The organism is Duganella sp. LjRoot269, assembly GCF_964254095.1.
Lineage (GTDB): Bacteria > Pseudomonadota > Gammaproteobacteria > Burkholderiales > Burkholderiaceae_D > Rugamonas > Rugamonas hordei.
On record NZ_CAXUSL020000001.1, the window covers coordinates 4,059,589 to 4,079,301 of the forward strand.

The following is a 19,713-nucleotide window of genomic DNA, read 5'->3' on the forward strand; positions in this document are numbered from 1 at the left end:
ATACCTCCGGGTATTGCGGCTTTTTTATTGCCCGCCTGCTTTATAATTTACAAATACTGAATGGGAGGCCGGAATGGACAGGTTGCGTGCACTGGAAGTGTTCGTTGAAGTGGTACGCAGGGATGGCTTCGCCCGCGCGGCGGAGGCGCTGGACACGTCGCCGGCCAACGTTACCCGCTACATCAGCGACCTGGAGGCGCACCTGCAAACACGGCTGCTGAACCGCAGCTCACGCAAGATGTCGCTGACGTCCAGCGGCGAGGCGCTGTTCGAGCGCGCCAAGTCCATCCTCGACGACGTGGCCGAGGCCGAGGCCATCGTTTCCTCGGCCACCATGCAGCCGCACGGCCTGCTGCGCATCAACGCCCCGCTCAGTTTCGGCGTGCTGCACCTGGCGCCGCTGTGGGCCAAATTCATGCGGCAATATCCCGACATGCAGCTCGACGTCGCGCTGATCGACCGCGTGGTCGACATCGTCGAGGAAGGCTACGACATGGCGATCCGCATTTCGCGCGCCGGCTCGACCTCCCATGTGGCGCGCAAGCTGGCCACGTCGCACAACATCCTGTGCGCGGCGCCGGAGTACGTCCAGCGCTGCGGCATGCCGATGCAGCCGGCCGACCTGCTGCAGCACACCTGCATCGGCTACAGCTATTCGGCCACGGCCGACGAATGGCAGATCCTCGATGCGAACGGCCAGCCGCAATCGGTCAAGGTGCAGTGCGTAATGCACAGCAATAACGGCGACACCGCGCGCGCGGCCGCGATCGGCGGGCTGGGCGTGATCTGGCAGCCGAGCTTCCTGGTCGGCGCCGACCTGCGCGCCGGCCGCCTGGTGCGCGTCCTGCCCGACTACCACATGCCCGATATCGACGTGCTGGCGGTCTATCCCAGCCGCCGCCACCTGAGCGCCAAGGTGCGGGTGATGATCGATTTCCTCGTGGAAGAATTTTCCGGCATTCCGCCGTGGGACCGAGTCGACTGATTTCCCTACTTATAAATCCGTTTTTTCAATTGACGCAGATCAGACGACCTGCCATCTGTAACGCAGATACTCAAAAGTGCTGACCGCACTGGAGGAACTGTGAAGATGGATGATGGCGAGCAATACCGGGAGCAGTACAGGGAGCAACTGCTGGCCTATACACGACAGCACCGGGCGGGTCACTGGAGCGGCAGCTTTGCCCAGTTCATGGAGCAATTGCTGCCGGCGGCGCCCTGCCAGTTCGCGCGCAGTTCGCACCAATACCTGTGGGACATGTTGTGCTGGAGCGGCCAGCAAGGCGAGGACGGCAAGCTGCGCTTCAGCCTGTTCGCCGACGAGCTGTTCGGCATCGACGACGCGCTGGCGCGGGTGGCCGACTATTTCAAGGCGGCGGCGGCCGGCTCGGAGGTCGGGCGGCGCCTGCTGTTGCTGCTGGGGCCGCCGTCGGGCGGCAAGTCGACGCTGGTGATACGGCTCAAGCGCGGGCTGGAGGAATACAGTTACACCGACGCCGGCGCCTTGTACGGCATCGCCGGCTGTCCGGTGCACGAGTCGCCGCTGCACCTGGTGCCGCACACGATGCGCCCGGGCTTTCGCGAAGGCTACGGCGTCGACCTGTCGGGCGAGCTGTGTCCGCATTGCCGCGTGCGGCTGGAGCAGGAATACGGCGGCGACTTCCTGCGCATGCCGGTCGAGCGCATCTTCATTTCCGAGGCCGGCCGCAGCGGCATCGGCACCTACGCGCCGCACGATCCGAACACGGCCGACATCGCCGACCTGGTCGGTTCGGTCGACCTGTCCAAGGTGGCCGAGTACGGCGACGAGGGCGATCCGCGCGCCTGGTCGTGGTCGGGCGCGGTGTACGCGGCCAGCCGCGGCATGCTGGAGATGATCGAAATCCTCAAGGTCAAGCGCGAGTTCCTCTATCTGCTGCTGACCTTGACGCAGGAGAAGAACGTCAAGGTCGCGCGCTTCCCGCTGATCTATCTGGACGAGACCATCCTGGCCCACACCAACCTGGCCGAGTTCCGCAAGTTTTTGCAGGAAAGCGAGAACGAGGGCCTGCTGGACCGGATGGTGATCGTGCAGGTGCCCTACACGCTGAATTACCGCGAGGAGGCGCGCATCTATCACAAGCTGATCCTGGCGGCGGCGCCGGCCTTCCGCAGCGTGCACCTGGACCCGCATGTGCTGCATTCGGCCGCCGTGTTCGCGGTGCTCAGCCGGCTGCACGAGGGAGAGGACCGCGACGGCGAGCTGGCCAGGCGGGTGCGCATCCATGCCGGCGAGGATGTGGACGGCGTGCACCAGGCGGAGGCGCAGCGCGTGCGCAGCAAGGAGAAAGCGCCCGACGAGGGCTTGTCCGGCGTCTCGCCCCGCTTCGTCATCAACGCGCTGTCGAACGCCATCATCCAGTCGCCGCGCAGCAGCCTGACCACGATGGACCTGCTGCTGGCCTTGAAGGACGGCATAGAAAGCGACGCCCGCATCGAGCCGGCGCGCAAGCGCAAGTGGGTCGACTATCTGGTGTTGACGCGCAAGGATTTCTACAACCGCTGGGTCAAGGAGGACGTGCACAAGGCCTTGTTCGTGTCGTTCGAGCAGGAGGTCGAGGAATTGCTGGGCAAGTACCTGGACGAGGTCGAGGCGATGCTGGACAACCGCCAGGTCAAGGACCCGATCACCAGCGAGGAGCGGCGGCCGGACGAGCGCTTCCTGCGCGCGGTGGAGGAGAAAATCCGGATTTCCGATTCCGGCAAGCAGTCGTTCCGGCAGGAGGTGGTGCGCAAGGCGATGAGCGCGTACAAGCGCGGCCAGCGTTTCGGCCTGGGCAGCCATGCGCAGCTGCGCGACGCCCTGCAGCAATACCTGTTCGAGCAGCGGCGCGATGTGCTGCGGCTGGTCAGCTCGGCCAAGCGGCCCGACGACGACGTGCGGGCCAAGATCTCGGCGGTGGAGCGGCGCCTGGTCGACGAATACGGTTACGACAGCCATTGCGCGCGCGAGGCGCTGAACTACGTCACCACGCTGCTGGCGCAGGAATGAGGACCGACCATGCTGCAAGGCCAAGGCGACTGGTACGAACTCTTTTCACGCGGCGCGCGCGACTGGCTGCGGCACAACGACAAGGTGCGCGAGGCGGTGCGCGGCCACTTGCCGGAGATTGTCTCCTCGTCGGACCTGATGAGCGGTACGGGCGCGCGCAGCGTGCAGGTACCGCTGCGTCTGCTTGAGCACGCACATTTCCGCCTGTCCGAGGGCAACAGCCGCACCGCCGCCGGCCAGGGGCCGGGCCAGCCGGGCGACCTGCTGCTGCCGCCGGAAGACGAATTCGGCGAAGGCGGCGCCGGCAATGCCGAAGGTGCGGTGACGCTGATGATGGAGTTCGCCGTCGACGATATCCTGGACTGGCTGTGGGAGGAATTCCAGCTGCCGCAGCTGCAGCCGCGCAGCACGGCGGCGCTGGACCAGCCCGAGGTGCGGCACCGCGGCTGGGACAAGCGCGGCGCCCGCTCGCGGCTGGACCGGCGGCGCACCGTCAAGGAGGCGATCAAGCGGCGCGCCGTACAGCAGGCGCCGGCGCCGTTCACCAACGACGACCTGCGCTTCCGCCAGCTGGTGGAATTGCCGCGACCGTCGAGCAACGCGGTGGTGTTCTTCATGCTCGACGTGTCGACCAGCATGACGCAGGCCGAACGGCGGCTGGCCAAGACCTTTTTCTTCCTCGCGCTGCAGGGCTTGCGGCGCCGCTACCGCCACGTGGAACTGCGTTTCCTGGCGCACGCGGCGCGCGCGTGGGAATTCAACGAGCGCGATTTCTTCGAGGTCAGCGGCATGGGCGGGACGATGGCGTCGACCGGCTTCCGGCTGGCGCAGTCGCTGCTGCAGGCGCACTATGACACGGCCAGCTACAACAGCTATCTGTTCTACGCGTCCGACGGCGACAATTTTTCCGAGGACCGCGTGGCGGCCAGCCAGCTGCTCGGCCAGCTGGCGAAATGCATGAACTACATGGGCTATGTCGAAACGCTGCCCGGCATGCCGCGCATGCTGGAAACCGAGATGGGACGGATGTGGAAGGAGCGCGAGCGCCAGGGCTTGCCGCTGTCCAGCGTGGTGCTGACCGGCGGCGAGGACGTGATCGCCGCGCTGCGGCAGTTCCTGACGCGGCAGGCCGGCGCCGAGGCTCAGGCATGAGCACGCTGCAAGACTACGCGCCGCAGATCGAACAGCTGGCCGGCGAGCTGGGCCTGGAATATTACCCGGTCGATTTCGAGCTGGTGCCGCAGAATTTCATGCTGGAGATCGCCGTCTACGGCGTGCCGGTGCGCATGCACCACTGGTCGTTCGGCCTGCGCTACATCCACCAGCTGCTGCACCAGAACATGGGCCATTCGCGCATCTTCGAGGTGATGTTCCCCGGCGACCCGTGCCGCGCCTACCTGATGAACAACAACAGCCTGGCGGAAAATACGCTGGTCACCGCCCACGTCATCGGCCACGCCGACTTCGTGCGCAGAAACGCGCTGTTCGAGCGCTTCATGAAGATGGCGGGCGGACACATCCTGGAGCAAAGCGCGGCGCGCGCGCACCGGCTGGAAGAGGCGCTGGCGCGGCACGGCCAGCGCAAGGTCGAGGCGGTGCTGGACGCGGCGCTGGCGCTGGAGCCGCACATCGATATCAACCAGGAACTGTACCGCGCGCCCTACCCCGATGCGGACGCGGCGGCGCCGGCGCCGCCGGAGCCCGGCGCGTTCCAGCGCCGCTATCAGTCGCTGCCCGGCGAATCGCCGCCGCCGCCGAGAACGGGCGGCCGCCCCACCCTGCCGCCGCATCCCGAGCATGACCTGCTGTGGTTCATCGCCCGCTACGCGCCGGAGATGCAGGACTGGGAGCGCGACATCTTGTTGGCCGTGCGCGAGGAATCATTTTACTTCTACCCGGTGCACGCTTGCCAGATCATGAACGAAGGCTGGGCCTCGTACTGGCACGCGCGCCTGCTGCGCGAGGCGGAGTTCCTGCCGCACGCGCTGTACCTGCAGGCGCTGGCGGCCCATTCGGACGTGGTGCGGCCGTATGCCGGCGAGCAGCAGCTGGCGTTGGCGGTCAATCCCTATCACCTGGGCTTTTGCATGTGGGACCGCATCGTTGAAAAGCAGGGGCTGGAGGAGGCGCGCCGCATCTGCGCCGAGGAGGACGACTTCGGCTTCATCCGCAACTACCTGGACGCCGAGCTGGCCGGGCAGCTGGACCTGTTCACCTACCAGGTGCGCAAGGATGGCGAAACCCGCGTGCTAAGCCGCGACCTGCATGACGTCAAGGAAGCGATCCTGGCGCCGAAGTACAACTACGGCGCGCCGCGCATCGCCGCCGAGCGGGTGCAGGACGACAGCAGCCTGATCCTGCGCCACGACCATGCCAGCGACGGCCGCGGCCTGGACCTGGCGCAGGCCGAGCAGGTGCTGGACTACGTGGCGCGGATCTGGCGCAGGCCGGTCAGCCTGCACACGGTGGATTTTCGCGGCGTGGGACGGGTGCTGACGATCACCCATCCAGCTGCTCAACATACCAGCGCAAAGCCTGCTTGAGGCCCCGGCGCAGGTCGTGGGTGGGCGCGTAGCCCAGCAGGTCGCGGGCCTTCGAGATGTCGGCCTGCGAATGGCGCACGTCGCCGGCGCGGAACTCGCCGTACTGCGGCTGGTAGTCGCGCAGATGCGGATACTCGTCGACCAGCAAACCCTGCAGCATCAAATACAGATCGTTCAGGCTGGTGCGCGCGTTCAGCGCGACGTTGTAGACCTGGTTGACGGCGGCCGGGTGCTCGGCCAGCGCCGCCAGCAGATTGGCCTGCACCGCGTTGGCGACGTAGCAAAAGTCCCGGCTGCTTTCGCCGTCGCCGTTGATCACCAGCGGACGCCGCTCTATCATCGCCGCGATCCATTGCGGGATCACGGCGGCATAGGCGCCGGCCGGATCCTGGCGCGGGCCGAACACATTGAAGTAGCGCAGGCCTATCGTCTCGGTGCCGTAGCAGCGCGCGTAGACGCCGGCGTACAGCTCGTTGACGTATTTGGTCAGCGCATACGGCGACAGCGCGTTGCCGACGTGCTGCTCCTGCTTGGGCAGCGCCGGATGGTCGCCGTAGGCCGCGCTGGAGGCGGCGTACACCAGGCGCCGCACGCCGGCCAACCGCGCCGCGTCCAGCACATTGAGGTAGCCGCCGATGTTGATGTCGTTGCTCAGCAGCGGATCGTCGATCGAGCGCGCGACCGAGCCCAGCGCGGCCTGGTGCAGCACGAAGTGGGCGCCGTCGCAGGCCTGGCGGCAGGCCGCCGGGTCGCGGATGTCGCCCTCGATCATCTCGAAGCGGCGCCAGGCGACGACGCCGACGGCGTCCCTGACCTGGTCCAGGTTGTGGCGGTAGCCGGTCAGGAAATTGTCCACCCCGACCACGCGCTGCCCCAGTTCCAGCAAGGCTTGCAGCAGGTTCGAGCCGATGAAGCCGGCCACGCCGGTGATCACCCAGCGGTACTGCTCCTGTTCCAGATGTTCGCGCGCGGTCTGGTAGCTGCTGGCGGCCGGCGTGCCGTTTTCATAGTCGGACATCACAGCCTCCATACGCTGAGGCCGCTTTCGCGCAGCGCCCGCTCGTCGAATTGCGATTTGAGATCGATGAAGCAGCCGGCCGCCACGATCTTGTCCTGCATCTGCTGCAGCGGCCGTTCGGCCAGTTCGCGGTGCGCCACGGCGCTGATCATCGCTTCGGCGCACGGCAGCTCGTCCCAGCTTTCCAGCTTGACGCCGTATTCGTGCATGGCCTCGTCGGCGTCGGCCACCGGATCGTGCACATGCACCTGCAGGCCGTAGGATTCCAGCTCGCGTATCATGTCGGCCACCTTGGAGTTGCGCAGGTCCGGGCAGTTTTCCTTGAACGTCAGGCCCAGCACGTTGACGCGGCAGCCCTTGAGCTTGAAGCCCGCCCGCACCATCTGCTTGACGGTTTTCTCCGCCACGAACTTGGCCATGTCGTCGTTGATGCGGCGCCCCGCCAGGATCACGTGCGGATGGTAGCCCAGCATCTCGGCCTTGTGCGTCAAATAATATGGATCGACGCCGATGCAATGGCCGCCGACCAGGCCGGGGCGGAACGGCAGGAAGTTCCACTTGGTGCCGGCCGCCTGCAGCACTTCCAGCGTGTCGATGTCGAGCCGGTCGAAGATGATGGCCAACTCGTTCATCAGCGCGATGTTCAGGTCGCGCTGGGTGTTTTCAATGACCTTGGCCGCCTCCGCCACCTTGATGCTCGAGGCACGGTGCACGCCGGCGTCGACCACCTGCTCGTACAGCACCGCCACCCGCTCCAGCGTCTCGGCATCGTCGCCGGAAACGATTTTGCGGATCGACGCCAGCGTGTGTTCCTTGTCGCCGGGATTGATGCGCTCGGGCGAGAAGCCGACGTGGAAATCGCGCAGCCATTGCAGGCCGGAACATTGCTCCAGCACGGGGATGCAGATTTCCTCGGTCGCGCCCGGATACACGGTGGATTCGTAGATGACCACGGCGCCTGCTTTCATATGCCGTCCCACCGACTGGCTGGCGCTGACCAGCGCCGAAAAATCCGGATTGTGCGCGCTGTCGACCGGCGTCGGCACGGCGACGATGATGTAGTCGGCCTCGCTGAGCGCGGCCGGGTCGCAGCCCATTTCCAGCCAGCGCGACGCGGCGAACTGCGCGGCGTCGACCTCGCCGCTAGGATCGATACCACGCCGGTAGTTGGCTACTTTGCGCGCCGACAAGTCCACGCCGATGGTGCGGCGCCGGGTTCCAAACGACACCGCCAGCGACAAGCCGACGTACCCCAATCCAACCACGGCAACCACTTCCATTTGACACCTCGCATGTGAGCATTAAATTAAGTCTTTGCCGATTCTACGGAGCGCACGGGAGGCGGCTGTTGAGATGGCACAAACGCATACCGATTGCGCGGCAAGGCGATGCCGTTTGCGGCGTATCAACGAGGTGGAGCGTCAGAGTTCCTACTCTATGCATTCCACAGGCCAGGGAGAGCTTCATGTCGCGTGTCTTGTTCGTAGCAGTGCGGTCGGCGCGGTAGCCGCCTTATGCCCTTGCGTCTGCAACTGACCAGGACGATGTCGCTGGTGTTCTTCGCCGGCTTCGTGTTGGCGGCGGGCGTGTACCCGTTGCGGGACAGCTGGCTGCCGGCGATATTGCTGGCTTATGGCGCGCTGCTGTGCTGGCGTCCTGCGCTGTGGCTGCTGGCCTTGCCGGCATTGTTGCCGGCGGTCGACCTGGCGCCGCATACCGGCTGGTTCTTTCTCGAGGAAATCGATCTGCTGCTGTTGCTGACGGCGGGCTTTTGCTATTGGCACGCGGCGCCGGCGCGCCTGCCGCGCTTTCCACCGCTGTTCACCGTCAGCCTGGCGCTGCTGGTGGCTGCCTGCGGCATCGGCTTGTGGCGCGGGCTGCAACCGCTGCCGGCCATCGACGCCAACGCCTTCAACAACTATCTCAGTCCCTACAATGCGCTGCGCGTCGGCAAGGCCTGGCTGTGGGCGCTGATATTGCTGCCGCCGTTGAAGCGCGCCGCCGGCCCCGGCCTGGAAGGATTGCAGCGGCTGCTGGTGCCCGGCATGCTGGCTGGCTTGCTGCTGGTCAGCTGCGCCGCGATCCATGAACGCATGCTGTTCCCCGGCCTGCTCAATTTCGCCAGCGACTACCGCATCACCGCGCCCTTCTCCGCCATGCACACGGGCGGCGCCGCGCTGGACGGCTATCTGGCGCTCAGCTTTCCCCTGCTGGCCGCCTGGCTGCTGGGCCGGCAGTCGCCCGCGCGCCAGATGGCGGCGATGGTCCTGCTGCCGCTGGCCTTGTACGCGGGTCTGGCCACGTTTTCGCGCGGCCTGTACCTGGCCTACGCGCTGGCCTTCGCGATCCTGCTGGGCGTGCCGTTGAGCGCCAGGCTGCGCGAGGTCGGCGCGGTGCGTTTCGCCCGCCGCTACTGGCGGACCGCGCTGGCGCTGCTGCTCGTCGTGCTGCTGCTTGGATGGATGCTGGACCTGGTGTTCCGTAGCAGCGGCTACCGCGGTTTCGGCGCCGCGCTGGCGCTGCTGGCCGCCACGCTGCTGCTGTCGGCACAGGCGTTGCGGCCGGCGGTGCTGATCTGCGGCCTGGTCTGCGGACTGGCGCTGGCCGGTTTGCTGGCCTGGCTGCTGCCCGTGGTCGACCCGCCGCTGGCGTTGCTGAAGCCGCCCTATCTGCTGTTCATCTGCTCGGCGCTGGCGTTTGCCGCCGCCCTGCTGCGCGCGCGCGTCATGCTGCCGCTGGCGGCGATCGCCTTTGCCGGCCTGCTGTTCAACGCCGCCTGGATCGCCTACCACCACGCCGGCGAACCGACGCTGATGCCGAGCGCGGGCTTGCTGCTGATGGCGGTGTCGCCGGTGGCCTTGAATCTGGCCCGCCGCAAGCCCTTGTGGCGTCCGACCCGACGCCTGCTGTCCCACGCGCTGGCTGGTGCGCTGGTGCTGGCGGCGGTGGTGCCGATCGTCAATGGCTACTATGTCGGCGAGCGCTTCGCCACCACCAGCGGCGACCTGGCCACCCGCGTGCGGCACTGGAACAGCGTGCTGGCCGTCATGGACGACGACCCGGCCACCGTCCTGCTGGGCGCCGGCCTGGGGAAATTTCCGTCGCTGTATTTCTGGCGCAATCCGGTGCACGAAGTGCCGCCCGCCTACCGCTACCTGGATCAGGCCGGCAATCGCTACCTGCGCCTGGCCACCGCCGACTATCCCGCCGGCTACGGCGAGATGCTGCGCATGCTGCAGATCGTCAAGGTCCAGCCCGCCACACCCTACCTGCTGGCCGTGGACGTGCGCAACGGCGGGGCGCCCGCTTTCCTGCACGTCAATCTGTGCGAACGCCAATTACTGTATCCGCAGGGCTGCGTCGCCATGCCCCTGCGCCAGATCGGCGGCGCGCCGGCCTGGCAGCGCCTGCAATTCGCCATCCCGCCAAGCGAGCTCGGCCGCGATGGCGCGCCGGTGCAGTTGGAGATCTCCACCGAAGGCGAGCACGCGGCGCTGGATATCGACAACGTCAGCTTGCGCAGCGCGGTGGACCATCGTGAGCTGGTCCGCAACGGCGACTTTTCCGAAGCGAACACCTGGTGGTTCTTCAGCAGCGACCACCACCACCTGCCCTGGCACGTCAAGAACCTGGGCCTGAACCTGTATTTCGAAATGGGCTGGCCAGGACTGCTGGCCTACGCCGGCATGCTGGGCAGCGCCTGCGCCGCGCTGCTGCGCCGTAGCCGGCCGGCCGGCCACGGCGTGCCGCCGGCGGTCTGGCTGGCTTCGCTGCTGGTGTTCCAGGCGGTCGGCCTGTTCGACAGCCTGTTCGACGTGCCGCGCATCACGCTGCTGTTCATGCTGGTGCTGTTTGCCGCCGCCCTGAGTCCCGCCACGCCGCCACGGAGTGTACGATCATGAAACTTTTGCCCTTGCTGCCGTTGTTGTGGTTGGGATTGTGCGCGCCCCTTGCCGCCCATGCAGACGAGCTCAGCCATACCATCGAAGTCGTCAAGCCCTCGGTGGTCGGCATCGGCAGCTTCGTCAAGACCCGCAGCCCGGCGCTGTCGTTTGTCGGCTCCGGCTTCGTCATCGGCGACGGGTTGACGGTCATCACCGCCGCCCACGTGGTCAACGACCTGCTGCAAACCGGCCAGGGCGATACGCTGGGCATCCTGCTGCGCCAGGGCGATGGCGCGCAGTTCCGCTCCGCCACCGTCAGCATGATCGACAGGGAACACGATCTCGCGCGCCTGCAGGTGCGCGGCACGCCCATCCCCGCGCTGCAGCTGGGCGATTCCACCAAGGTGCAGGAAGGAAAATCGCTGGCCTTCATGGGCTTCCCGCTGGGCATGGTACTCGGCCTGCGCCACGTCACCCATCGGGCGACGGTGTCGGCCATTACGCCGGTGGTGATGCCCGCGCTCAGCTCGCGCCAGCTGGACGTCAAACAGCTGAGCCAGCTGGCCAAGCCGACCTACGCCGTCTTCCAGCTCGACGGCACGGCTTATCCCGGCAGCAGCGGCAGCCCGTTGTTCGACCCGGACAACGGCAAGGTGATCGGCATCGTCAACATGGTGTTCGTCAAGGGTGTCAAGGAGACGGCGATCACCGCGCCCAGCGGCATCACCTATGCGATTCCCGCGCAGTTCATCGGCGAGATGGGCCGGTAAGCCATGTCAAGTCTTGCCCGCCAGCAGACGGCCGGTAATACCCGGCTCGTCCCAGGTCGGGAAGAAATACGGATAGAACGAACGCTCGGTGCTGTCCTGCTCCATCAGCCCGCCGAACTTGCGGATCTGCTCACCCATGTAATCCAGTTCCAGGCGCAGCAGCACAGCCGGCGCGCCGACCCGCGTGCAAGGCCGTTCGCCGCCAAAATCGCGGAAGCCAAGCATGCGCTTGTAGAACATCACGTGACGGGGATTTACCTCGATCACATAATCGGTATAACCATGGATGTTGTGGGCGTAGATGTAGGAAATGTGTATCAGCGCGGCAAACACCCGCTTGGATACGCCCTTGTCGATGGCCAGCCGCGAAGGCTCGCACAGGCGCCGGTTCTGGCTTCGCAGTTCGTCGAGCTTGTCGCGGAAATTTTCGTCGGCCGGCAGGCCGACTTCTTCGTTGTCCAGACACAACGACATGGTGCCCACGGTCTGTCCACCGGTTTCGGCAAACAGCGTGATCTTGTTCAGGGCATGGACGGCATTCGGATCGACCGAATAGCCGCGCCAGCCGTACATTTTCTTCAGTAGCAGGCTGGCGGCTTCGCGCCGTCCCTGCGAGTTGGCCATACGAATATGAAAAATTTGCTGATCTATGGTGTGGTCCAATTCCACCTCTTTCTTGCCCTCGCCGACCACTAGGTCGCGCAGGCCTGGACTCGCTTCGAATGAAACTATGGCGTCGTCATGTTGCACAATTGGCATCCTGTCAGGTCTGTCGGCCAGCTGTCGGCAAAGGACAAACTGGGCTCATGCTCTTCAGACCTGCTGCTGAGACAGAAAGTTCCCCGAAAATTGAAATATTTTTTTGCCGGTCAGAACCAGCTCTCCGGGATCACCAGCACGTCGCCGGGCAACACATTGACGTTGGCGGAAATATCGCCGTCGCGCAGCAAGTCCTGCAGGCGCACCGGCACCTTTTGCTGGGCCCCGTTCACCGTACGGATGAGGCTGGCTTTGTTGCCGGCGGCGAAGTCGGTGATGCCGCCGACGGCGATCAGCACGTCCATCAGCGACATCCCCTGGCGGTAGGCCAGCGCCTGCGGCTTGGCGGCCTGGCCGATGACGCGGATCTGCTGGTTGTACGGACCGACGAAGCTGGTGACGATGACGGTGGCCATCGGCTGCTGGATGTATTTTTCCAGCGCCTTCTCGATGTCGCGCGCCAGCTCGGTCGAGGTCTTGCCGGCAGCCTGCAGGTCTTCCACCAGCGGCGTGGTGATCTTGCCGTCGGGCCGCACCGGCACGCTGACCGAGACCTCGGGATTGCGCCAGACATTGATGTTGACGACGTCGCCGGCGCCGATCAGGTAGTCCCGCTGCACGGGCGGCGGCTCGTCTTGCGGCGGTAGCGGTTGGTGCGCGCAGCCGCACAACAGCAGCAGCGTCAGCAGGGAGGAAGTGAATGGGCGGCTAAATGAATACATGGGGGATCTCGCTGGAATAGGCAGGATTCCATGATTCAGAAAACCCGCCCACCTCTGCTTGATCTGGCTCAAGCACTGCACAGTTAATAAAAAATCCAATTTTGTCGGTCATATAATTTGACTTCCGCAGCCTTACAACTGGAGCAATCGGACTATGGAACAGATGATTAACCAGCTGTTAATCAGCTTGCAGGGGATATGGAAATATCGCTGGCAGGCGATCGCCGTCATGTGGCTGGTGGCGATATTGGGCTTTGCCAAAGTGGCGATGCTGCCCGACGATTATCAAACCTCGGCGCGGGTATTTGTCGACACCCAGAGCATATTAAAACCGCTGCTGTCGGGGATGACCAGTGTGCCCAACGTCGAACAGCAGGTGTCGATCATGAGCCGCACGCTGCTGAGCCGGCCGAATGTCGAACGGGTCATGCGCATGGTGGACCTGGATATTAACGCCAAAACCCCGCGCGATCACGAACAGCAACTGGACGAATTAATGAGCAAGATAAAAATCGGCGGCACCGGTAATTACGACATTTATACCATCACATATAACAACCGTAATCCCAGGCTGGTGCGCGACGTCGTGCAGTCGCTGCTGACGATATTCGTCGAGGGCAGTTTCAAGGGAAAAAACGGCGAGCAGAAAAAAGCCGTCCAATTTATCGACGACCAGATCAAGGCCTACGAGGATAAATTGATCACCGCCGAAAACCTGGTCAAGGAATTCAAGCTTAAAAATAATGGCGTGCTGCCGCGCCAGGGCGTCGACTACAGCAACCAGCTGATGCAGTCGTCGGACACGCTCAACACCGCGCGGCTGGAGCTGGTGGAAGCCGAGCAGGCGCGCAACGCCATCCGCAGCCAGATCAGCGGCGACGAGCCGGTGCTGGGCGCCGACCTGAATCCGGCCAGCATCGACAATCCCGAGATCGACGGCCGCATTTCCGCGCTGAACAAGAACCTCGACGCGCTGCGCATGCAATATACCGAGCTGCATCCGGACATCGTCGCCGCCAAGCGCCTGATCGCCCAGCTGGAGGCGCGCAAGGTCGAGGAGAGCAAGCTCAAGCCGTCCGGCGATCCCGGCAAGAACTACAGCCCGATGCTGCAGCAGCTGAAGGTGGCGCAGACCGAGGCCGACGCCAAGGTGGCGGCGATCAGCGCCCGCGTGCAGGAATACGCGGCGCGCCACCAGCGCCTGCTGGCCCAGGCCAACGCGGTGCCGGAGATCGAATCGGAGCTGTCGCAGCTGAACCGCGACTACCTGATCAACAAGGACAACTACGAAAAGCTGATCGGCCGGCGCGAGGCCGCCAAACTGTCGGGCGATCTCAGCTCGACCACCGACATGATGAGCTTCAAGATCATCGACCCGCCGACCGTGCCGCTGACGCCGATCGGACCCAACCGGCCTCTGCTGTACAGCCTGGTGCTGGGCGGCGCGCTGCTGACCGGCGTGGCCACGGCCCTGCTGATCAGCCAGGTCCGGCCGACTTTCCTCAGCCCCAGCGAGTTGCGCGAGCGCACCGCCCTGCCGGTGCTGGGCACGGTCTCGATGAACTGGACCGAGGCCGAGAAAATCAAGCGCAAGCGCGGTCAGTACCTGTTCGGCGGTGCCCTGTCCTGCCTGTTCGTGGCCTACGGCGGCGTGCTGGCGATGACCTTGCTGCGATACTAGGAGAAACGGATGGATCAAGCCAACGATCAGTTAGTGCTGCGCAACGGCGCGGCGCGCTATGTCGATATCAACCTGGAGCGGCTCAACAAGCTGGGCATGGTGACGCACGATGGCGGCCGCACGGCGGTGGCCGAGGACTTCCGCATCATCAAGCGGCCTCTACTGCGCAACGCGCGCGGCGACCACGACGTCGCGCCGCTGCGGCATGGCAACCTGATCGTCGTCACCAGCGCGCTGCCCGGCGAAGGCAAGACGTATTGCGCGGTCAACCTGGCGATGAGCATCGCGATGGAAATGGATATCACCGTGCTGCTGGTCGACGCCGACGTGGCCCGGCCGTCGGTGCTCAAGGTGCTGGGCCTGCCCGCCGAGCCGGGCCTGATGGACATCCTGCTGCGCGAGCAGACCGAGCTGTCGGACGTGATCCTGAAGACCAACGTGGCCACGCTGAGCATCCTGCCGGCCGGCCGCGCCAACAAGCACGCCACCGAGTTGCTGGCCAGCCGCAGCATGAGCCGGCTGCTGACCGAGATCGCCGAGCGCTACGCCGACCGCATCGTCATCTTCGATTCGCCGCCGCTGCTGATGACCACCGAGGCCAGCGTGCTGGCCGCGCAGATGGGCCAGATCGTCATGGTGGTCGAGTCCGAGACCACCACCCAGCACGCGGTCAAGGAAGCGTTGCGGCAGATCGAGCAATGTCCGAACGTCAGCCTGATCTACAACAAGAGCAAGTCGTTCCCGGGCGGCGAATACTATGGTTATTATGATTAACCTGGCTCCGCGCGGCGCTCCTTACCAGCTGAGCATATTAGTACTGTTGAGTTTGCCAGCAGCGGCGATTCCGTCCGAGTGGACCGTCATTCCATCGCTGCGCCTGCGTGAAACCTACAGCGACAATATGAACCTGGCGCCAGCGGGCCAGGCGCGCAGCGAATTCAGCACGGAAATCACGCCCGGCATCGCGATCAGCACCAACGGCCCGCGGCTGAACCTGGCGCTTGACTACTCGCTGCGCCAGGCGTTCTACACGCGCGAGGCCGACCGCCGCACCCAGCAGCTCGATGCCGGCGGCCACGCCCAGGTGCTGCAGGACTGGCTGTATCTCGACGCCCGCGCCAGTATCAGCCAGCAGAACATCTCGGCCTTCGGCCCGCAGCAGATCGATACGCTGCAGGTGACCGGCAACAGCAACACGGTGCGCGCCACCAATATCAGCCCTTATCTGCAGCACTATTTTCACGGCCTGGCCACCGCCCGGCTGCGCTACGACTATGATCGCGTGACCAGCGGCAGGCTGCTCAGCGTGCGCAGCGACCGCACCAACCTGCAGCTGACCGGCGACAACGGCGGCCAGGGCTGGAACTGGTCGCTGTCGGCCGACCGCCAGAACATCGACGACGCGGCGCTGCCCAAGGTCACCATGAGCGACACCACGCTGACGCTGAGCTATCCGTTCAACAGCCGGCTGTCCGGCTTCGTCACCGGCGGCTACGAAAAAAACGATTACCACACCAACGGCACCCAACCGGAGGGACGCCACTGGTCGGTCGGCGCCAACTGGACGCCGTCGCCGCGCACCAAGATCGCCGCCAGCGTCGGCCGCCGTTTCTTCGGCAACACCTACAGCCTGGATGCCGACTACCGCATGCGCAGCATGTACTGGACCGTCAGCTACAACGAAGACATCACCACCACCCACGGCGAGTTCCTCAGCATCCCGCCAACCGGGCTCAGCGATTTCCTGTACCAGTTGTGGGCCACCCGCATCCCGGATCCACAGACGCGCCTGCAGACCATCAAATTGTTCCTGCTGGTCTCGCAGATGCTGGGACCGAACGGCAACGTCAATTTCTTCAGCCATCGCTACTATCTGCAGAAGGACTTGAAGCTGGGCACCGTCTACAGCACGCCGCGCAGCGCGCTGGCGCTGACGTTGTCGAACACCCGCCGCACCGCCCAGACCAGCAGCGCCATCGACAGCCCTCTGCTGGGCCCGGACGAACTGGCCTTGGAAGACCACACCCGCCAGAGCGCCGCCCAGGCCGGCTGGAACTGGCGCATGTCGCCGCGCAGCAACGTCACCGTGGGCGCCAGCCTGAGCCGCGTGGAATCGCTGAGCACCGGCCGCTCCGACCGCAACGCCGCCGTGACCGTGGCACTGACCCAGCAACTGGCGTCCAAGGTCAGCGCCAGCGTCGACCTGCGCCATATCCGCCATACCAGCAACACCGGCGGCAACTACCGTGAAAACGGCATCGGCGCCTCCGTCTCGATGGCGTTTTAAATGGAGTCCACCATGTCCGCCCCTGCCCGCATCGTCTGTGTCGTCGCCGCCCGCCCCAACCTGATGAAGATGGCGCCCATCCTGCGTGCGCTGAAGCAACCCGAGCATCATCTGCAGGCGGTGCTGGTGCACACCGGCCAGCACTACGACAGCGACATGGACGGCCAGTTCTTTGCCGCGCTGGGCATGGCCGCGCCGGATTACCAGCTCAAGGTAGGCTCGGCCAGCCACGCGGTGCAGACCGCCGAGGTGATGCGCCGCTTCGAGCCGGTGCTGGAACAGTCCGATCCGGCCGCAGTGCTGGTGGTCGGCGACGTCAACTCGACGCTGGCCTGCGCGCTGACGGCAGCCAAGATGAATATCCCGGTACTGCACGTGGAGGCCGGCCTGCGCAGCTACGACCGCGCGATGCCGGAGGAAATCAACCGCATCCTGACCGATCAGCTGTCGACGCTGCTGTTCACCAGCGAGTCCAGCGGCATGAGCAACCTGCTGCGCGAAGGTGTGGATCCGACGCGCATCCATTTTGTCGGCAACGTCATGATCGACACGCTGCAACAACAGCTGCCGCGCGCCACCTCGGTAGCCGACGTGCTGCGCCAGGCGCACCTGGCCGGTTTCCTGGAGGACGACGCACAATACGCGCTGCTGACCCTGCACCGGCCATCCAACGTCGACGATCCGCGCCGCCTGCGCGCGCTGATGGAAACCATGGTCAGGCTCAGCGCCGACCTGCCAGTGCTGTTCCCGCTGCACCCGCGCACGCGCGACATGCTCAAGCGCCACGAGCTGACCGGCCTGCTGCAGACGCCGCGCATCGCCTGCCTGCCGCCGCAATCCTACCTGGACATGCTGGGCCTGATGAAGCATGCGCGGGTGGTGCTCACCGATTCCGGCGGCGTGCAGGAGGAAACCACGGCGCTGGGCGTGCCCTGCCTGACCTTGCGCGAAAACACCGAACGGCCGGTCACCGTCACCGAGGGCAGCAACGCCATCGCCGGACGCGACCCGGCCGTGATCCTGGCGCTGAGCCGCGACATCCTGCGCTACGGCGGCAAGGCCGGCCGCATTCCGCAATTCTGGGATGGCCATGCGGCCGAACGCATCGCCGGCCACATCGCCGGCTGGCTGGCAAACGAGCGGGAGCGCGGCTGATGCGCAACGCCCTGTCCATCGACGTCGAAGACTATTTCCAGGTCTCCGCCTTTGCCGGCCACATCGACCGCGCCGACTGGGACCGGCTGCCGTGCCGCGTCGAGCGCAACGTCGACCGCATCCTCGGCCTGCTGGACCAGCACCACACCCACGCCACTTTTTTCACGCTGGGATGGATCGCCGAACGCTACCCGGCGCTGGTGCGCCGCATCGTCGCCGGCGGCCACGAGCTGGCCAGCCACGGCTACGCCCACCTGCGCGCCAGCGAGCAGACGCCGGCCCAGTTCGCCGACGACATCGTCCGCAGCAAGCATTTGCTGGAGCAGCTGTGTGGCCTGGCCGTGCTCGGCTACCGCGCGCCCAGCTTCTCCATCATGGAAGACAACCTGTGGGCGCTGGACAGCCTGCGCGAGGCGGGCTACCGCTACAGTTCCAGCATTTATCCGATCCAGCACGACCACTACGGCATGCCCGGCGGCAGCCGCTTCGCCTGGCGCCCGCGCGGCGACCAGGGCGTGCTGGAGCTGCCGGTCAGCACCGTGCGCATGCTGGGCCGCAACTGGCCGGCCGGCGGCGGCGGCTACTTCCGGCTGTTGCCGTACGCGGCCTCGCGCTGGGCCTTGCGGCGCATCAATTCGGCCGACGGCCAAGCTGGCATATTTTACTTTCACCCGTGGGAGCTCGATCCCGGACAGCCCAGGCAGCGCGGCATCGCGCTCAAGACCAGGTTTCGCCACTACCTCAATCTGCACCGAATGGAGGCACGCGTGGCCCGCCTGCTGACCGACTTCCACTGGGGCCGCGTCGATCACATCTTTCTGGGGACAGCATGAAGCAATGGAGTGTCGGCACGATGGGGCCGCAGGATCGCGCGCGTTGGGATGCCTTTGTCCAGCGCTGCCCGAACGCCACCTTCTTCCACCGCGCCGGCTGGCAGCGCGTGATCGAGGAGGCCTTCGGCCATCCCACCTGGTATCTGATGGCCGAGTCCGAAGGCCGGATCGGCGCGATCCTGCCGCTGGCGCAGGTCAACAGCCGCCTGTTCGGCAACACCCTGTGCTCGCTGCCGTTCTGCGTCTACGGCGGAATCGCCGCGCTGGACGACGGCGCCGCCGCCGCGGTGGACCAGGCCGCCCAGCAGCTGGCGGCGCGGCTGCGGGTGGACCATCTCGAATACCGCCAGCTGCAATCGACGCACGCCGACTGGCTGCACAAGGACCTGTACGCCACGTTCCGCAAGCCGCTGCTGGCCGACAACGAACGCAACATGCTGGCCATCCCGCGCAAGCAGCGGGCGATGGTGCGCAAAGGCATCGCCGCCGGTCTCACCAGCGTGATCGACAACGGCACCGAAGACTTCTTCAACAATTACGCCACCAGCGTCCACCGGCTGGGCACGCCGGTCTTCAGCCGCCGCTATTTCCGCCTGCTGCAAGAGCAGTTCGGCCAGGACTGCGAAGTGCTGACGGTACGCCATGCCGGCAAGCCCGTCTGCTCGGTGCTGAGCTTCCATTTCCGCGAAGAAGTGCTGCCCTACTACGGCGGCGGCGGCGATGCCGCGCGTGTACTGGCCGGCAACGACTTCATGTACTGGGAGGTGATGCGCCGCGCCGCCGAACGGGGCTGCACGCTGTTTGACTTCGGCCGCAGCAAATACGGCACCGGCGCCTTCGCCTTCAAGAAGAACTGGGGCTTCGAGCCGCAGCCCCTGCGCTACGACTACCAGCTGCACCGCGGCAAGCGGCTGAAGGACGTGCAGCCGCTCAATCCGCGCCTGCAAGTGCTGATCAAGGCGTGGCGTTTGATGCCCTTGTCGCTGGCCAACGCCATTGGTCCGCACATCGTGCGCCAGCTGGGATAGCG

General features: G+C 65.5%; 16 protein-coding genes. 12 read left to right on the forward strand and 4 right to left on the reverse strand.

Translation table 11 applies throughout. The annotated features are described in order from the left end of the window. Positions 1–73 precede the first annotated feature (73 nt). The 4 genes from ACSQ3S_RS18165 (at position 74) to ACSQ3S_RS18180 (ending at position 5,574) form a co-directional block, all read left to right on the forward strand. A complete protein-coding gene (locus ACSQ3S_RS18165) occupies positions 74–985 on the forward strand; it encodes a LysR family transcriptional regulator (protein ID WP_353398840.1) in 912 nt (303 codons plus the stop codon). A gap of 105 nt (positions 986–1,090) precedes the next feature. Beyond that, positions 1,091–3,031, forward strand: coding sequence for a serine protein kinase (locus ACSQ3S_RS18170; RefSeq protein WP_436145044.1), 1,941 nt, complete (start codon positions 1,091–1,093; stop codon positions 3,029–3,031). 9 nt (positions 3,032–3,040) lie between these two features. Continuing rightward, positions 3,041–4,183, forward strand: coding sequence for a DUF444 family protein (locus ACSQ3S_RS18175; RefSeq protein WP_176650862.1), 1,143 nt, complete (start codon positions 3,041–3,043; stop codon positions 4,181–4,183). Continuing rightward, positions 4,180–5,574: a SpoVR family protein gene (locus tag ACSQ3S_RS18180; RefSeq protein ID WP_436143289.1), complete on the forward strand. Its 1,395-nt coding sequence runs from the start codon at positions 4,180–4,182 to the stop codon at positions 5,572–5,574. Before ACSQ3S_RS18175 ends, ACSQ3S_RS18180 begins: the two co-directional genes overlap by 4 nt. On the opposite strand, the gene ACSQ3S_RS18185 is transcribed toward ACSQ3S_RS18180, so the two are convergent. Continuing rightward, positions 5,531–6,592: an SDR family oxidoreductase gene (locus tag ACSQ3S_RS18185; RefSeq protein WP_176650860.1), complete on the reverse strand. Its 1,062-nt coding sequence runs from the start codon at positions 6,590–6,592 to the stop codon at positions 5,531–5,533. The two genes, ACSQ3S_RS18180 and ACSQ3S_RS18185, sit on opposite strands and share 44 nt — an antisense overlap. After that, positions 6,592–7,872 (reverse strand): nucleotide sugar dehydrogenase, encoded by a 1,281-nt coding sequence (locus tag ACSQ3S_RS18190; RefSeq protein ID WP_353398829.1) that lies wholly within the window; start codon positions 7,870–7,872, stop codon positions 6,592–6,594. Before ACSQ3S_RS18190 ends, ACSQ3S_RS18185 begins: the two co-directional genes overlap by 1 nt. A gap of 234 nt (positions 7,873–8,106) precedes the next feature. Between ACSQ3S_RS18190 and ACSQ3S_RS18195 the strand changes: the two genes are divergently transcribed. Next, positions 8,107–10,494, forward strand: a complete 2,388-nt coding sequence (locus tag ACSQ3S_RS18195) for a hypothetical protein (RefSeq protein WP_436143290.1) — start codon at positions 8,107–8,109, stop codon at positions 10,492–10,494. After that, the gene (locus ACSQ3S_RS18200) at positions 10,491–11,246 is read left to right on the forward strand and encodes a S1 family peptidase (protein WP_436143291.1); all 756 of its coding nucleotides are present in this window, start codon (positions 10,491–10,493) and stop codon (positions 11,244–11,246) included. The genes ACSQ3S_RS18195 and ACSQ3S_RS18200 overlap by 4 nt, the downstream gene beginning before the upstream one ends. A 6-nt stretch (positions 11,247–11,252) precedes the next feature. Here the strand turns inward: ACSQ3S_RS18200 and ACSQ3S_RS18205 are convergent, their stop codons facing one another. Beyond that, complete coding sequence (locus tag ACSQ3S_RS18205) at positions 11,253–11,870, reverse strand: N-acyl amino acid synthase FeeM domain-containing protein (RefSeq protein WP_353398820.1); 618 nt, start codon at positions 11,868–11,870, stop codon at positions 11,253–11,255. A gap of 245 nt (positions 11,871–12,115) precedes the next feature. After that, positions 12,116–12,727, reverse strand: a complete 612-nt coding sequence (locus ACSQ3S_RS18210; protein ID WP_176650855.1) for an XrtA/PEP-CTERM system exopolysaccharide export protein — start codon at positions 12,725–12,727, stop codon at positions 12,116–12,118. Between the two features lie 154 nt (positions 12,728–12,881). Here ACSQ3S_RS18210 and ACSQ3S_RS18215 point away from each other — a divergent pair, with 154 nt between their 5' ends. The 6 genes from ACSQ3S_RS18215 to ACSQ3S_RS18240 are packed head-to-tail and all read left to right on the forward strand — an operon-like array spanning position 12,882 to position 19,711. After that, positions 12,882–14,408, forward strand: a complete 1,527-nt coding sequence (locus ACSQ3S_RS18215; RefSeq protein WP_176650854.1) for an XrtA system polysaccharide chain length determinant — start codon at positions 12,882–12,884, stop codon at positions 14,406–14,408. A gap of 9 nt (positions 14,409–14,417) precedes the next feature. Next, complete coding sequence (locus ACSQ3S_RS18220) at positions 14,418–15,182, forward strand: XrtA-associated tyrosine autokinase (protein ID WP_176650853.1); 765 nt, start codon at positions 14,418–14,420, stop codon at positions 15,180–15,182. Continuing rightward, positions 15,166–16,695, forward strand: coding sequence for a TIGR03016 family PEP-CTERM system-associated outer membrane protein (locus ACSQ3S_RS18225; RefSeq protein WP_353398811.1), 1,530 nt, complete (start codon positions 15,166–15,168; stop codon positions 16,693–16,695). Before ACSQ3S_RS18220 ends, ACSQ3S_RS18225 begins: the two co-directional genes overlap by 17 nt. A gap of 12 nt (positions 16,696–16,707) precedes the next feature. Then, positions 16,708–17,850: a non-hydrolyzing UDP-N-acetylglucosamine 2-epimerase gene (wecB, locus tag ACSQ3S_RS18230; RefSeq protein ID WP_436143292.1), complete on the forward strand. Its 1,143-nt coding sequence runs from the start codon at positions 16,708–16,710 to the stop codon at positions 17,848–17,850. Next, entirely contained in the window at positions 17,850–18,683 is an 834-nt protein-coding gene (locus tag ACSQ3S_RS18235) for an XrtA system polysaccharide deacetylase (protein WP_436143293.1), read from the forward strand. Before wecB ends, ACSQ3S_RS18235 begins: the two co-directional genes overlap by 1 nt. Beyond that, positions 18,680–19,711: a FemAB family XrtA/PEP-CTERM system-associated protein gene (locus ACSQ3S_RS18240; RefSeq protein ID WP_436143294.1), complete on the forward strand. Its 1,032-nt coding sequence runs from the start codon at positions 18,680–18,682 to the stop codon at positions 19,709–19,711. Before ACSQ3S_RS18235 ends, ACSQ3S_RS18240 begins: the two co-directional genes overlap by 4 nt. The last annotated feature ends 2 nt before the right edge of the window (positions 19,712–19,713 follow it).